The sequence below is a fragment of the Neobacillus sp. YIM B06451 genome, assembly GCF_032667185.1.
In the GTDB taxonomy this organism is placed as follows: domain Bacteria; phylum Bacillota; class Bacilli; order Bacillales; family Cytobacillaceae; genus Bacillus_D.
The window spans coordinates 13,247-27,402 of the sequence record NZ_JAVFKJ010000006.1 but is presented as its reverse complement, the minus strand read 5'-3'; the positions used below and the strand labels follow the sequence as shown (position 1 = coordinate 27,402).

The window sequence follows — 14,156 nt, the reverse complement described above, 5'->3', positions numbered from 1 at the left end:
ATATTATACAGTAAGATGAGAGAATATTTTTTAAATATGCAATATTTTTAAAAATATTTTCCAACTTTGCAAAGGGGGAAATAGTATGACGGATGGGGTGCTTCAACTCATATCGATTGGGATATACATGGGTGCCATGCTTTTTATCGGCTGGTATTCCTATCGTAAGACCAGCAACCTTACCGATTACATGCTTGGGGGACGCTCTCTCGGCCCTGCGGTAACGGCATTGAGTGCCGGTGCTGCCGATATGAGCGGATGGCTGTTAATGGGGTTGCCTGGGGGTATCTATTTATCCGGTTTAGCCGATGCATGGATCGCGATTGGCCTTACAACCGGTGCTTACATCAACTGGCTTTTGGTTGCGCCGCGCCTCCGCGCATACACAGAGGTTTCGAACAATTCGATTACGATTCCAAGTTATTTGGAAAGCAGGTTCAAAGATGGAACAAAGCTATTAAGAATCGTTTCCGGCATTGTTATTCTTGTTTTCTTCACTTTCTATGTTTCTTCCGGATTTGTTGCCGGAGCCGTTTTCTTCGAGAGTTCTTTCGGGACAAGCTATCTGACAGGGCTGTATATTGTTGGCGGAGTTACCGTTGCTTACACATTATTTGGCGGATTCCTTGCCGTAAGTTATACAGACTTTATTCAGGGCTTGATGATGCTGATTGCTTTGCTGCTCGTTCCGGCTATCGGAATTTTTGCGACAGGCGGCCCTTCTGAAACATTTGAAACAGTAAGAGCTGTAAACCCAGCCTTCCTGGATCTTCTGAAAGGAACAACACTCATTGGCATCATATCAGCTGCGGCATGGGGACTTGGTTATTTTGGCCAGCCGCACATTATTGTCCGTTTCATGGCGATTACGGATGTGAAGGAAATTAAAAATGCCCGCAGGATTGGCATGGGCTGGATGATTTTCTCTCTTGTTGGAACTATTTTCACCGCACTTGTCGGTATCGCCTACTTCCAACAAAACACAAACGTGAAACTCGACAACCCGGAAGCAGTCTTTATCGTTCTTGGCCAAATCCTGTTCCATCCAATTGTGGCAGGCTTTATGCTGGCAGCGGTTCTTGCGGCCATCATGAGTACGATCTCTTCACAGCTAATCGTTACATCAAGCGCACTTGTTGAGGACCTTTACAAAATCCTCGTCAAAAAAGATGCATCAGACAAGCATCTTGTCTTTCTTGGCCGCATGTCTGTCTTGGTTGTCTCACTTGTCGCGGCGGCATTGGCATTCGACCAGGACAACACCATCCTGGACCTTGTCGCCTATGCGTGGGCTGGATTCGGCGCTTCCTTCGGCCCGATTATCCTCATGAGCCTCTTCTGGAGGAAAATGACCAACTGGGGAGCCATCGCCGGGATGGTCGTCGGAGCCGTCACAGTCATTGTATGGTCCAACTATAACCTTGGCAAAGTCTTTTTTGGCGAAAAGCTTTATGAAATCGTTCCAGGCTTCATTCTCAACCTGGTCGTGATTTATATCGTCAGCCTAATAACATACAAGAAAAATGACCAAATTGAAACCGAATTTGACCAAAGCATGCACTTATTAAAAAACGAATAGGCAGGAGGCCGGGGCCCATTGTGGGCGCCCGGCTTTTTTCTGCCAAAGTGAAGCAGGGGACGCAACCAAAGTTCGTCATCGATGAAATTGGAAACTATTTTGAAACGTACGGCATCACTGCGCAAATATTTACTTTCTTCAACTTAAAGCCTATTCTTTAAGGAAAAGAAGATCCTTTTAAGGCAAACATTTTAATAGGAGACTATGAAATGAATAAAAAATCAGCACTAATAGCAGGAGCTACTGGCCTGGTAGGGAATGAATTGCTTCAGCACCTTATCCATAGCCAAAATTACGAAAAAATCTATGCATTAGTAAGAAGGCCTCTTGAAGTTAAACATCCAAACCTTGTTGAGGTGATTTGTGATTTTGAGCGGCTGGAAGACGTAGAACAATACTTTACTGTTGATGATGTATTTTGCACATTGGGAACGATAATCAAGAAGGCTAAGACAAAGGAAGCCATGTATCGGATTGATGTGGAATACCCTATTGCTATGGCGGAATTGGCAAAAAAGAAAGGCGCCACGCATTTTCTAATCGTCAGTTCTTTTAATGCTGATAAGAATTCACGTATTTGGTATCAAAGGATGAAAGGAGAACTCGAGGAGAAACTTAAAAAAATCCCCTATGAAGCTATGTCAATTTTCCAACCTTCCCTACTATTGGGGAAACGTGATGAGTTTCGCTTTTTTGAAAAAATAGCAATTGGTGTTGTTCGCGGTTTAAGTTCCATATTTGGCAGCCAATTAAGGAGCCGGATGGGAGTAGATGCAAAGACAGTTGCGGCTGCCATGTATCTCGTTGCCCAGAAAGAATCAAAAGGGATCCGAACCTATTCAGTCGGAGATATGGAGGATATCCAAAAATCTAATCCTTTGCCTCCTTCACTTTAATGCAATCAAATTCGAAGAACACCTCAGGCCTCTATAACACCACCTAAAAAAGCGTCCAACACATTGAATTCCAATGAGTTGAACGCTTTCCTTTTTTCGATCGGGATGACAGGAATTGAACCTGCGACCCCTAGCACCCCATGCTAGTGCTCTACCAAGCTGAGCTACATCCCGATACTTAATATGGCATTCCAAATCCTTTATTGCACTTGTGTCCCCGCCTCTAAAGCTGCTTGTCGGGTACCAAATTACCTACTTTTATTATAACTTTTTACCTAGCTGTTTTCCACACTATTGATTCCGAAGTTCCGACACCCTTTGGCAAAACCAAATTCAATCAAACGTTTGATTGAATTTCGCTAAATCCATATCCTACATGGGAATCGCCCAAATTTATTCTAAAAAAATTGCCGTAATGAGTCGCCTTGCTTATGGAATTATTCGACAATCATTATGTGTACGAAAGGCGCCCATTTACCGCTCTATTGGCTCATGGAACCTTTTTTTAAAAAAAGAGAAAGCCGGCGGATTCTTCCCCACCGGCTGTGATTTATCGTTTTCTAATTTCTTCGGCCAATATTTTATTTACAAGCTGCGGGTTTGCCTGGCCCTTTGTCGCTTTCATAATCTGGCCAACGAGGTAGCCAGTGGCCTTGCTTTTGCCGCCTTTAAAGTCCTCGATGGACTGCGGATTGGCATCGAGTGTTTCATTAACAATTTTCAAAAGGGCACCTTCGTCTGAGATCTGTACAAGCCCTTTTTCCTTCACTATTTGCTCAGCGTCGCCGCCATGCTCAATCAGTTCCTTGAACACGGTCTTGGCGATTTTCGAGGATATCGTACCGTTTTCAATCAGTTTAATCATGCCAGTCAGGTTCTCTGGAGTAAGTCCAGTTTCATGGAGCTCCTTCTGTTCAGCCTTCAAGTATGCGGAAACTTCGCCCATGAGCCAGTTCGATGCCTGCTTTGCGTCTACACCAGCATTGACCGATGCTTCAAAGAAATCAGCCATTTCCCTGGTCGCTGTTAAAACTTTCGCATCGTACTCCGGCAAGCCGAGCTCCGATACATACCTTTCAATACGCTGGTCAGGCAGTTCCGGAATTTCCGCGCGAATCCGGGCCTTCCACTCTTCATCGATTACAACATCGAGCAAATCTGGCTCAGGGAAGTAGCGGTAGTCTTCAGATCCTTCTTTGACACGCATCAGAATCGTTTCTCCGGTCGCTTCATCATAGCGGCGGGTTTCTTGCTGGATGGTCCCTCCCGCGCTGACAACCTCGCGCTGGCGCTTTTCTTCAAACTCAAGGCCTCTTCGGACGAAATTGAACGAGTTCAGGTTCTTTAATTCCGTTTTTGTCCCGAATTCCTTCTGACCAACCGGACGGATGGAGATGTTCGCATCGCAGCGGAGCGAACCTTCTTCCATTTTCACATCGGAAACGCCGGTATAAAGGATGATCGACTTCAGTTTTTCAAGATACGCATACGCCTCATCAGGGGTACGGATGTCCGGCTCAGACACGATTTCAACGAGCGGCGTTCCCTGTCGGTTGTAATCCACGAGTGAAGCGCCCTTTACATGGTTTAGCTTGCCGGCATCTTCCTCCAAATGCAGCCTTGTAATGCCGATTCTCTTCTTGTAGCCATTCACTTCAATATCAATCCAACCGTTTTCGCCAATTGGCTTATCAAACTGCGATATCTGGAAAGCCTTCGGGTTATCTGGGTAAAAATAGTTCTTCCGGTCGAATTTCGTTACGGGCGCAATTTCGCAATTCAGCGCCATTGCAGCCTTGATGGCATACTCGACCGCCTTCTTGTTTAGAACCGGCAGGACGCCTGGATAGGCAAGGTCGATAACGGATGTATTCGAGTTTGGTTCAGCGCCGAAATGGTTCGGGCTGTCCGAAAAAATCTTTGACTCTGTTTTTAATTCAACGTGGACTTCAAGTCCAATGACGGTTTCAAAGTTCATTTTGCATTACCTCCCTAAAGCGCCGGCCGCTGTTTATGATAGTCTGTTGCCTGCTCGAACGCGTAGGCGGCCCTGTAGACGGAACTTTCATCAAAAGGACGGCCGATGATTTGCAGCCCAAGCGGCAAGCCATTTTCGAATCCGCATGGCACGGACAGGGCAGGCACGCCTGCGAGGTTAATCGGAATTGTCAGGATATCGTTCGCATACATCGTGAGTGGATCATCGACATTCTCCCCGATTTTAAAAGCAGGAGTCGGAGCGGTTGGGCCAAGGATAAGATCGTATTTTTCAAATACATCGTCAAAATCCTTTTTGATTAATGTCCTGGCCTTCTGTGCCTTTTTGTAATAGGCATCGTAGTAGCCGGAGCTAAGCGCGAATGTCCCAAGCATGATTCGGCGCTTTACTTCATCGCCAAAACCCTCCGCCCGTGTTTTTTTATACAAATCAATCAGGTCTTCGGCATTTTCCGTCCTGTATCCGTACCGGACTCCGTCAAAACGGGCAAGGTTCGCCGATGCCTCTGATGAAGACAGCAGATAATATGCCGCCAGGGCGTATTTCGAATGCGGCAAGGAAACCTCTTCGATAACAGCTCCCTGCTTTTCAAGAACCTCGAGCGCGGACTGGATGGAGCTTTTAACCCCTTCGCCAATTCCTTCACCCATGTATTCTTTCGGCACTCCAATCCTCATTCCTTTTACATCACCTGTCAAACCGGCGGTGAAATCAGGTATTTCGACGTTGGCGGACGTGGAATCCATCGGGTCGAGGCCGCAAATCGCGCCTAAAAGATGGGCGTTGTCCTTTACATTCCTTGTAATCGGCCCAATCTGGTCGAATGATGATGCGAATGCAACAAGCCCGAAGCGCGATACACGCCCGTATGTAGGTTTCATGCCGACGACACCACAATACGATGCCGGTTGGCGGATGGAACCGCCTGTATCAGAGCCAAGCGAGAATAAAACTTCCCCCGCTGCGACCGCGGCAGCCGAACCGCCCGATGAACCGCCCGGCACTCTTTCAAGGTCCCAAGGGTTCCGTGTTACCTGGAAATGGGAGTTCTCGTTGGAGGAACCCATCGCAAACTCGTCCATGTTCAGCTTTCCGATTGTAATGGCACCCGCCTGGTTAAGTTTGTCCACGACAGTTGCATTGTAAATTGGGTCAAAGTTCTCTAGGATCCTGCTCGCACAAGTTGTTTTAAGTCCTTTTGTGACAATATTGTCCTTAATCCCGATCGGCACCCCGGAAAGGATGGTGCCTGGCCCCTGGGCATCAAGTTCTTTCGCCTTTTGGCGTGCATTTTCCTCATCAAGGGTAAGAAACGCCTGTACCTTTCCATCGACTTCGCCAATCCGTTTATACGATTCCTCGACTAAATCGAGGGACGTTAGTTCTTTTTTTTGTAAAAGTTTATGTAAATCTGAAAGTGATTGATCAAATAAGCTCACGTTCGTTCCCCCTTATTCGCCTAAAATGGACGGCACACGGAAAAAGCCATCTTTATGGTCAGGAGCATTTTTTAATACTTCTTCGCGTGGTAGGCCCTGCCCCGCTTTATCTTCCCTCAGTACGTTGGTCATCGGCAAAACATGCGATGTTGGCTCAACGCCTTCCGTGTCCAGTTCATTTAATTCTTCAGCAAACCCGATGATTGCATCCAGCTGCTGGGCGAATTTTTCAGCCTCGTCCTGGCTTATTTCAAGCCTTGCCAAGTGAGCGACATGCCTCACCTGATCAAGTGATATCCTCGACATTCCTATTCCTCCCGTTCAACCATAATACTATTGATAATAACAGAAATTTCTTGTGCTCCGCAATGGAAGGAGGTGTTAACAACAGGCTTGAGGTTAAAAACTGTCTTTTCTTTGGTAGATAACATCACATTTTAAAAACTGTGCGCTTATCAACCGGGGTTTGAGCGACACCACTTTGGGATTTGGGCGATCTTTGTCGCTCAACCGGATTTGAGTGACACCTTTTCGGCTTTTGCCCAAATCTTTGTCGCTCATCTGGATTTGTGCGACACCTTTTCGGCTTTTGCCCAAGTCTTTGTCGCTCATCTGGATTTGTGCGACACCTTTTCGGCTTTTGCCCAAGTCTTTGTCGCTCATCTGGATTTGTGCGACACCTTTTTGGAATTCTGCCCATTCTTTGTCGCTCATCCGGATTTGTGCGACACCTTTTCGGCTTTTGCCCAAATCTTTGTCGCTCATCCGGATTTGTGCGACACCTTTTTAGGATTCTGCCCATTCTTTGTCGCTCATCCGGATTTGAGTGACTTCCTTTTCGGATTTTGCCCAATCAATGTCACTTATACTGGTTTGAGTGACTTCCTTTCCGGATTTGGCCCAATCAATGTCACTTATACTGATTTGAGTGACTTCCTTTCCGGATTTTGCCCAATCAATGTCACTTATACTGATTTGAGTGACTTCCTTTTCGGATTTTACCCAATCAATGTCACTTATACTGATTTGAGTGACTTCCTTTCCGGATTTAGCACAATCAATGTCACTTATACTGATTTGAGTGACTTCCTTTTCAAATTTTGCCAAATCAATGTCACTCATGCGAATTTGAGTGACTTCCTTTCCCTATTTACCCCAATCAATGTCACTCATCGGGGTTTGAGTGACTTCCTTTTCGGATTTTACATCAATCAATGTCACTTATACTGATTTGAGTGACTTCCTTTTCGGATTTTACCCAATCAAAGTCACTCATCACGATTTGAGTGACTTCCTTTTCAAATTTTGCCAAATCAATGTCACTCATGCGAATTTGAGTGACTTCCTTTCCGGATTTAGCACGATCAATGTCACTTATACTGATTTGAGTGACTTCCTTTTCGGATTTAACTCAATCAATGTCACTTATACTGATTTGAGTGAGTTCCTTTCCGGATTTTACCCAAACAAAGTCACTCATCACGATTTGAGTGACTTCCTTTCTGGATTTACCCCAATCAATGTCACTCATCACCATTTGAGTGACTTCCTCTCCGGATTTGGCCCCATCAATGTCACTCATCACCATTTGAGTGACTTCCTTTGCAGGTTTTGCCTAATCAATGTCACTCATTCTGACAAACCAACCAACATCAACACAACTAAAAAACCGCACGGTTACAAACCGTGCGGCCAAACTTATTTCTTTTTTGCCTTTTCAGCTGCTGCAAGCTCTGCTTTTATTTTCACCATTAAGGTTGTGTTGTACTTCTTTCTAGCCATTTCATCTATTACCTTCTGGGCGTCGGCGGACGTTTTTACAGTTCGTTTAATGTACGCCTTCACCAAATTTTGGTCCGCACCCTTATCCGTGAACAATTTTACTGATACCGATACAACGGACAAGGTGGACGGCTTTTTCCTCGCCTTGTTAAATTCATTGATGATTGCCTGGTATTTGCCAATGAACTCCACAGTGGCCTGCTGAGATACCGTACCTTTTTTATAAGAGAAAAGGGATTTATTCACGGCAGCCAATTCCTTTGTTGCCTGCTGGGTGCTGTTTATTTTTAAATCCATCGCCTTTTGCGCGCTGGCAAGGCGGTTGTTCAGGTCGACGATCCTCTTTTCCCAATCTCCCTTTGAAGGGGGAGGTACAGGTGCAAGCTTAGGCTGTTCTGCGGATGGCACAGGCACTGTTGGCGAAGGTGCCGGAGCCGGGGCAGAAACCGGTGGTACAGGTTCAGTTACCGGTACTGGTACTGGTGCTGGTGTTGCTACCGGACCTGGTTCGGAAACTGGCGCTGGTATAGGAGCAGGGGCCGGAATTGGCTCTGCCACTGGCGCAGGCGCCGGAACTGCTATTGGCGCTGGTGCCGGAATTGGCTCTGCCACCGGGGCTGGGGCCGGAGCAGGTTCTGCAACCGGGGCTGGTACTGGTTCCTGCGCTTCCGATGGTGCCGGTACGGGCTGAGGTGCTGGTTCCGGCACTGCTGGAGTTTCCACTTTCGTAGCAGGAGTCGGGGCCACATAAACGCCGTAGTTGATCAACCCGTTTCCATACAGGTTGTCCACCCCAGGGGATCCAAGATCCTCTGTGTACAGCTTCAGTGTTTCAATCAACTCTCCCGCTGTTTGGTCCGGATATTTTTGCTTAAGGCCCGCTAGCAATCCGGCAACATGGGGCGCAGCCTGGGATGTACCGCTCATCCGGGCGAATCGATTGCTTGGATACGCGCTGACGATTCCCACTCCCGGTGCTGCAAAATCAATCTCCGTACCGAAATTGGAAAACGAAGCGAATTGTTTGGCGGAATCAACAGCCGACTTTGCAGGATAAGAAACTGATGTGCTTTCATTTCCCGCCGCTGCTACGACAATGATGTTCTTTTGGCGGGCGGTATCGACCAGGCTTTGAAGAACCCGGGAATTTGATGGGGTCCCAAGGCTCATATTAACGATATCCATGCCGTTCGCGATTGCCCAGTCTAGGCCCTCAATTACATCCGCAAGTGTTCCGTTGCCGTCGGCTCCCATCACTTTAACGGCATACAGTTTTACATCAGGGGCAATTCCCACCATGCCTTTGCCATCACTTTTCGCAGCGATGATACCCGCGACATGAGTGCCATGCCCGTTGTCGTCCTCGTACGATGCTGTATAATCCACAGTAGAGACGCCTCCAGCGATAACGAGTTCTTCGTGGGCGGAAATCCCGGAATCGATTACCGCGACTTTAACTCCCGCTCCCGTCAAGCCATCGGTCCGGGTTTTCGCCCTTCCTGTTACTTGCTGGTATCCGTACTGGTCTTCTTCACCTGCAATCCTGAATGAAACATTCGGTTCTATATAGGCGATATCCCTATCATTCTTCAGATCATTTACATCCGCATTTGCCATTGTCACAGCGACAGCCGGGACATTCTTAAATTCGTAATCAACCTCCAGGCTGGTATCGAGGACTTTTTCCTTCCCATCTTCATTCTTGTAAACAATGACAACTTCCTTCTCCGCAAAATCGCTGGCCCTTACAGGAACGGCGAATTGCGCATAGGAACCAAACAAAACCGCAGAAACAATTCCAACTATAAATGCCATTCGAAACAAACGTGGAGTATGCTGCCTATTTTCCTGATGCATGGGATCTTTCCTCAATTAATTTTCCTTCTTTCATATAAAGAATAACCGTTGGCAGTTTCAGATATTTACAGTATCGGCAAGATTGTTTAATAAGGTTATAGAATCCTTCATTATGAAAGCCCACTTAAATCGTTTGTTCCAAATAGAACGGATACCAGCAACCTTCTTTACTTTATCGATTGCTGCTCCAGCAGCGGCTCATACATCATAATTGCATTGTTTTCGGTTATAAATTCTTCTTCAACAAGCTTGTGTTTCCTGTTGTAAACCTTGCGCCACAGTTCATTGTGGCGGATGTAGCCTCCCCAGTAAGCAGGCGTGATGCTATGATCTTTTTCGTATATATGGTACTTATAAAGCTGCGGCTCGGCGCATCTCCACTCGCCGACAAGATGTGTTTCAGTCAGGCGGACATGCAGCTGATACGGTACGTCTGTCTCGTTTTTAATCTGCAGATCGAGATAGTTGTATGCGCATGTCGCCCCGCTTCCGAATGGCTGCGTCCTGTTGGAATCCGGGAATACATCGAAGCTGTGGCGATGGCGTTCCGTTACCGTCAACGGCGTATGGAGCGTCATCCAGTAAATAAGGTTGGACAGCTGGCAAAGTCCGCCGCCAATCCCTTTCGTGAAGCGTCCATAATGGAGAACCATCCCTTCGACATATCCCTTGCTCTTTGTCGGGTTCCCAATGAGCTTCCAATACGAGAATGTCTCGCCTGGCTGAATAATGATGCCATTTAGCCGTTCAATCGCAAGCTTCAAGTTTTTGATTTTGTTATATTGATAAGACATATCGACTCCCTGCAATTTCCGGAGCAGCGGGGTCTGATGTCCGAATGCCGAATATGGTAGGAGGACCCTTTGCCTTGTCTTCGCGAATTTATTATTGTTCAACAACCACTCCATATAGCGCCTAGATGTATAATACATTTTGCCAAGCTTGATCCTTAGCGATGAACGTTCCTTTGGCCTTAAAGCAACTGGGTTCATAAAAAATGGCTCCCTTTCAGATGTACTTTCCAGAAAAATACCATCCGATTCTAACTTCAACCAATATCGTAATCCGTTTTTATAAAAAAAGAAAGACCCATTTTTTCGGGACTATTTTTTCCATAAAAAAAAGGAACCCAGTCATTCGGATTCCCATTTCTTATAATGTAAAAAACTCACTTACCGAGGAAGCTGCCCAATTTTGCAAAAAAGCCCTTTTTTGTGGCCACAGGGGCCTTTTCCGGCTCATCGCTGCTTTTCTTGATAAATATTTCTTCTTTATCAACTGCGTAGCTGCAGGCAAGCACCAGCCCAATATCCGTATCGTGTACCTGGTTTGCCACAATTGTATACTCGATTTTATTTTCATTCGCCTTTTTAAGATACTTGGAAAATTCCTCATAGGCGATTGTACCGTTCACAAACAAGTGGGCATCAGGAAACTCTTTCATGAGCTGTCCAACTTCAGGATATGTGCCTGGTTCGTAAACCTGGCTCTTCGTGAGCGCGGCCAGGATCCGCTCCCGGATTGTTCCTAAAAACCGGCGCCTCTCTTCAGGCTTTACCTCCTTTGGCCCGTGAATCCCCTGCTTAAGAACATCATCGACCGTTGGCTTTTTCATCTCAATCCCCCCATTCGCTATTACTATGTATGATTATGCCCTCTTTTCTGTGCGGGAAGAGCTTTCTTGCCAACTCACGCAAAACAGCTTGTCAATTCCCAAGCACCCACTTCGGCAATGCTGCCGAACACGGCAACCTGATTGCAGTGTATTCATAAACCCCCATCCATAAAGGACAGGGGTTATTGTATTCGTACAATTCGGATGTAAATAGGACAGTATTTCCACGGTTGTTTGTTCCATTTGGAAATGATAATCCCGACACCGAGTGGAATATAATTGTTGCGGTTGAATTCATTCGGTGGGGTCCTTACTGAAACCTCGTCTATCAATAGTAGCATTTGGCGAGTGTACTATTCCAGGAAATTGATTCATTCTCCTGTCTTCGCTAGGGCTTGCCTGCCTTTTTTGTCCAAACTGCAGTTGCGTTTGGTAAATTGGATATTTTTACAACGAATACCTTACGCTTGGGTCTATTTATGTATAATCTGTTCTTATCATCAATTATTTTCTCAAATTGTATACATCGTAGAAAGGGAATTGGTTTTTTCGCCGGATATAAAATTATTCCGGGAGCCAACCCCTTCCTTGCGCTAGCACTCCATCACATTCTTCCATTTATCTCTTCCTGAACTGTTACATTTTGCAGCCCAATCCGTTTTTATTATTGAAGGGGGGGTTCAATTGAGTAAAACTTTTATCGATTTATATGATGATTATTTTGATGATGTTTATCGTTATGTGTTCGTCAAGACAGGCAACAAATGGGATGCCGAAGACATTGTGAGCGAAGTTTTTCGTAAAGCTTATGAAAATTGGGGGCACCGAAGCAATCCCACCAATCCAAAAGCATGGATTTTGGCCATTGCACGGAACACTGTTATTGATTTTTACCGAAAAAGAAAGAGCCTTCCCTTGGGCGAAGAAATCGATTCATATTTCACGCCGATTCCCTTTGAAGATCCGTTCGATGAGTCGAGGGAATTGGAGTGTCTAAAAAAAAGCCTTAGCCACCTGTCAAAAGAAGACCTTGAGGTTACAAACTTACGATACTTTGCTGGTTTGAAATTTAAGGAAATCGCCCTCATATTAAAAAAGACAGAAGAATCCCTTCGAGTAAAATCCACTCGAATCACAAAAAAACTCGGCGCCCTCGTCAAAAAATGTTTGGGGGAATTCTAAATGGAAGAGGAAAAAATTGAACGTTCTTTATATGCCTTGCGTGACCAAATTCATGTTGATCAATCCTTTAAAGCAAAATTAAGGAAAAACTATGTAAGAAAACGAAAATTCCTGCGCTGGAATAACCCATGGATAAACGGATTCCTTGCCGCAAGCGTACTCATCGCGTTGTTCTTTGGCAACTTCCGGGGAGAAGAGGTGAAGGTGGTTAAGGCCGATTCGCTGAATATTTCAAATGCCATTTCATTCTTTGACATTGGCAGCGGCGAAATCGAAGCCTACGCTATCCACAATGACAAACTTTTTGTATCGATCAAACAGAAAGGAATTTTCGAAATGACGGAGGATGGCTTCCAGTTGGCTGCCGATGTAACGGCCAAAAGCCTTCGTTTTACCGAAAACGGGGAAAAACTTCTCTTTTCAAATGGAGGAAGCATTTACAGCCTGGACTTGAAGACGAATAAGAAGGTAACCATTGCTGCCAAGGCTTCCAATGCAAACTATTCACATCCAGAATGGAAAAACGGCGATGAGATATTCGCTGTTAAACAAACAGGTTCCAAAAATGCAATTGTAAAGATTGATTTGCAAAAGAAAAAAGAAACCTCCATTACAGACGGTTCAGCGCCTGTCTACAGCAAAGAGGAAAACAAATTGGCGTTTAGCCGCGGTGGAAAAATACTGGTCAAAGACCTTAAAAACGGCAAAGAGAACATTATTGATGAGGGAAAAGACCCTGCCGTGTCGATGGATGGCTTATACATTACGTATATAAAAGAAACTTCCAGCTTTGAAGACGTCTGGATTGCGGACCTCGATTTGGATACGAAGAAGAAGGTAACAGCCAATCCGGCGGGACTGGATGATCCAACCAAAGGAAAATACAGCTATCATTTGCCCCAATGGGGTTCGGGGCGGCATACGGTTTTTGTTTTAAAGCAGCAGGAAGGATTTCCGATGAAAGTCATGAAAATTTCGCTGAGCGAGAAGGAAATAAGCCCGGAAAAAACGGTAGAACAGTACCTCCAGGCTTTGATCAACAGGGATGACGACTACGCAAAAACCTTTTTGGAAAGTCCGCCTGAATTTCTAACCATATCAAACCCGCATCAAATCGGGTACCGAATCATCAAGTCGGAAGAAAGCAACAACAATGTAACGATACAGGCTGAAGTTCAGTGGACATATACCGCCGATGCATATTACCAGATTTCCACCTATGAGTTCATCCTCGCGAAAAAAGATGGACATTACCGGATAACTGAAGTTAACGAAATTTCCAACAAGCAAATCACCGGGACGGGAAATGAAGTACGGTCCATTGAGGAAGAACAATCAGAAACTCTGTTTTCGATGGGGGACATACCGAAGGAATACATGACAGCGGAGAACATCCGGATCAGCTCACTGGCGGAGGTTCCGGGTACCGGAAACATTATATTCAGCCTTCAGGAATATGATTTGGAGGACCGAAATTCCACCGTCCAGCTTTTAATCTTTGACCGAAAAAGAAAATCGTTCAGCCCGCTTGCCAGACTATCATCCCCGGGAAAAGACATGACGATCAAACAGCTTTCCATCGATTCATCTGGCCGATATGTGGCCGCTGATGTCTTCCCTGGTTTGGAAAGGCCGCGCGTGTTCATCTATGATCTACAGGAAAAGAGCCAGCTTGCAGAGTTCGATCATGCACATTCTAAATTTTGGCAAGGTGAAAAGCTAGTGCTCAGTAAAATCCAAGACAATGGGGAAGTGCTATATGAGTACAATCCAAAAATGAATCAAATAAGTGGTTACTAATTTAAAG

Annotated in this window: 14 protein-coding genes and 1 tRNA gene; 5 read left to right on the top strand and 10 right to left on the bottom strand. The window is 45.6% G+C overall.

Annotated features, from left to right (window positions below; all coding sequences use genetic code 11):
• The first annotated feature begins 85 nt into the window (after positions 1-85).
• The 3 genes from putP to RB160_RS12275 are packed head-to-tail and all read left to right on the top strand — an operon-like array spanning position 86 to position 2,475.
• Positions 86-1,579 carry a sodium/proline symporter PutP gene (gene putP / locus RB160_RS12285; protein WP_316570660.1) on the top strand — a complete coding sequence of 498 codons (1,494 nt, stop codon included), beginning with the start codon at positions 86-88 and terminating at the stop codon, positions 1,577-1,579.
• 20 nt (positions 1,580-1,599) lie between these two features.
• Positions 1,600-1,740, top strand: coding sequence for a hypothetical protein (locus RB160_RS12280; RefSeq protein WP_316570659.1), 141 nt, complete (start codon positions 1,600-1,602; stop codon positions 1,738-1,740).
• Between the two features lie 48 nt (positions 1,741-1,788).
• Positions 1,789-2,475 carry an NAD-dependent epimerase/dehydratase family protein gene (locus RB160_RS12275; protein ID WP_316570657.1) on the top strand — a complete coding sequence of 229 codons (687 nt, stop codon included), beginning with the start codon at positions 1,789-1,791 and terminating at the stop codon, positions 2,473-2,475.
• Positions 2,476-2,575: 100 nt separating this feature from the next.
• On the opposite strand, the gene RB160_RS12270 is transcribed toward RB160_RS12275, so the two are convergent.
• The 10 genes from RB160_RS12270 to RB160_RS12225 all read right to left on the bottom strand — a co-directional run bounded on the left by RB160_RS12270 (position 2,576) and on the right by RB160_RS12225 (position 11,167).
• Positions 2,576-2,649 (bottom strand) — tRNA-Pro (locus tag RB160_RS12270).
• A 376-nt stretch (positions 2,650-3,025) separates the two neighbouring features.
• Complete coding sequence (gene gatB / locus RB160_RS12265) at positions 3,026-4,453, bottom strand: Asp-tRNA(Asn)/Glu-tRNA(Gln) amidotransferase subunit GatB (RefSeq protein ID WP_316570655.1); 1,428 nt, start codon at positions 4,451-4,453, stop codon at positions 3,026-3,028.
• Between the two features lie 14 nt (positions 4,454-4,467).
• Positions 4,468-5,913, bottom strand: a complete 1,446-nt coding sequence (gatA, locus tag RB160_RS12260) for an Asp-tRNA(Asn)/Glu-tRNA(Gln) amidotransferase subunit GatA (RefSeq protein ID WP_316570654.1) — start codon at positions 5,911-5,913, stop codon at positions 4,468-4,470.
• Positions 5,914-5,925: 12 nt separating this feature from the next.
• Positions 5,926-6,219 carry an Asp-tRNA(Asn)/Glu-tRNA(Gln) amidotransferase subunit GatC gene (gatC, locus tag RB160_RS12255; protein ID WP_316570653.1) on the bottom strand — a complete coding sequence of 98 codons (294 nt, stop codon included), beginning with the start codon at positions 6,217-6,219 and terminating at the stop codon, positions 5,926-5,928.
• Between the two features lie 93 nt (positions 6,220-6,312).
• The gene (locus RB160_RS12250) at positions 6,313-6,678 is read right to left on the bottom strand and encodes a hypothetical protein (protein WP_316570652.1); all 366 of its coding nucleotides are present in this window, start codon (positions 6,676-6,678) and stop codon (positions 6,313-6,315) included.
• A 21-nt stretch (positions 6,679-6,699) separates the two neighbouring features.
• Positions 6,700-7,035 carry a hypothetical protein gene (locus tag RB160_RS12245; RefSeq protein ID WP_316570651.1) on the bottom strand — a complete coding sequence of 112 codons (336 nt, stop codon included), beginning with the start codon at positions 7,033-7,035 and terminating at the stop codon, positions 6,700-6,702.
• Positions 7,036-7,324: 289 nt separating this feature from the next.
• Positions 7,325-7,501: a hypothetical protein gene (locus RB160_RS12240; RefSeq protein ID WP_316570650.1), complete on the bottom strand. Its 177-nt coding sequence runs from the start codon at positions 7,499-7,501 to the stop codon at positions 7,325-7,327.
• A gap of 110 nt (positions 7,502-7,611) precedes the next feature.
• Positions 7,612-9,567 carry a S8 family peptidase gene (locus tag RB160_RS12235; protein ID WP_316570649.1) on the bottom strand — a complete coding sequence of 652 codons (1,956 nt, stop codon included), beginning with the start codon at positions 9,565-9,567 and terminating at the stop codon, positions 7,612-7,614.
• Between the two features lie 152 nt (positions 9,568-9,719).
• The gene (locus RB160_RS12230) at positions 9,720-10,544 is read right to left on the bottom strand and encodes a VanW family protein (protein WP_316570647.1); all 825 of its coding nucleotides are present in this window, start codon (positions 10,542-10,544) and stop codon (positions 9,720-9,722) included.
• 176 nt (positions 10,545-10,720) lie between these two features.
• Positions 10,721-11,167, bottom strand: coding sequence for a YueI family protein (locus tag RB160_RS12225; RefSeq protein WP_316570646.1), 447 nt, complete (start codon positions 11,165-11,167; stop codon positions 10,721-10,723).
• A 684-nt stretch (positions 11,168-11,851) separates the two neighbouring features.
• On the opposite strand from RB160_RS12225, the gene RB160_RS12220 reads away from it, so the two are divergent.
• On the top strand, positions 11,852-12,349 hold the full coding sequence (locus RB160_RS12220) for an RNA polymerase sigma factor (RefSeq protein WP_316570645.1): 498 nt from the start codon (positions 11,852-11,854) through the stop codon (positions 12,347-12,349).
• Positions 12,350-14,149 carry a TolB family protein gene (locus RB160_RS12215; protein ID WP_316570644.1) on the top strand — a complete coding sequence of 600 codons (1,800 nt, stop codon included), beginning with the start codon at positions 12,350-12,352 and terminating at the stop codon, positions 14,147-14,149.
• The last annotated feature ends 7 nt before the right edge of the window (positions 14,150-14,156 follow it).

What these genes read in the sequence shown, in the direction of transcription:
- gatC (WP_316570653.1), bottom strand. Translation starts at nt 6,219, where the DNA reads ATGTCGAGGATATCACTTGATCAGGTGAGGCATGTCGCTCACTTGGCA.
- RB160_RS12245 (WP_316570651.1), bottom strand. Translation starts at nt 7,035, where the DNA reads ATGAGTGACATTGATTTGGCAAAATTTGAAAAGGAAGTCACTCAAATC.
- RB160_RS12250 (WP_316570652.1), bottom strand. Translation starts at nt 6,678, where the DNA reads ATGAGCGACAAAGATTTGGGCAAAAGCCGAAAAGGTGTCGCACAAATC.
- gatB (WP_316570655.1), bottom strand. Translation starts at nt 4,453, where the DNA reads ATGAACTTTGAAACCGTCATTGGACTTGAAGTCCACGTTGAATTAAAA.
- RB160_RS12240 (WP_316570650.1), bottom strand. Translation starts at nt 7,501, where the DNA reads ATGGTGATGAGTGACATTGATGGGGCCAAATCCGGAGAGGAAGTCACT.
- RB160_RS12225 (WP_316570646.1), bottom strand. Translation starts at nt 11,167, where the DNA reads ATGAAAAAGCCAACGGTCGATGATGTTCTTAAGCAGGGGATTCACGGG.
- RB160_RS12230 (WP_316570647.1), bottom strand. Translation starts at nt 10,544, where the DNA reads ATGAACCCAGTTGCTTTAAGGCCAAAGGAACGTTCATCGCTAAGGATC.
- putP (WP_316570660.1), top strand. Translation starts at nt 86, where the DNA reads ATGACGGATGGGGTGCTTCAACTCATATCGATTGGGATATACATGGGT.
- RB160_RS12275 (WP_316570657.1), top strand. Translation starts at nt 1,789, where the DNA reads ATGAATAAAAAATCAGCACTAATAGCAGGAGCTACTGGCCTGGTAGGG.
- RB160_RS12215 (WP_316570644.1), top strand. Translation starts at nt 12,350, where the DNA reads ATGGAAGAGGAAAAAATTGAACGTTCTTTATATGCCTTGCGTGACCAA.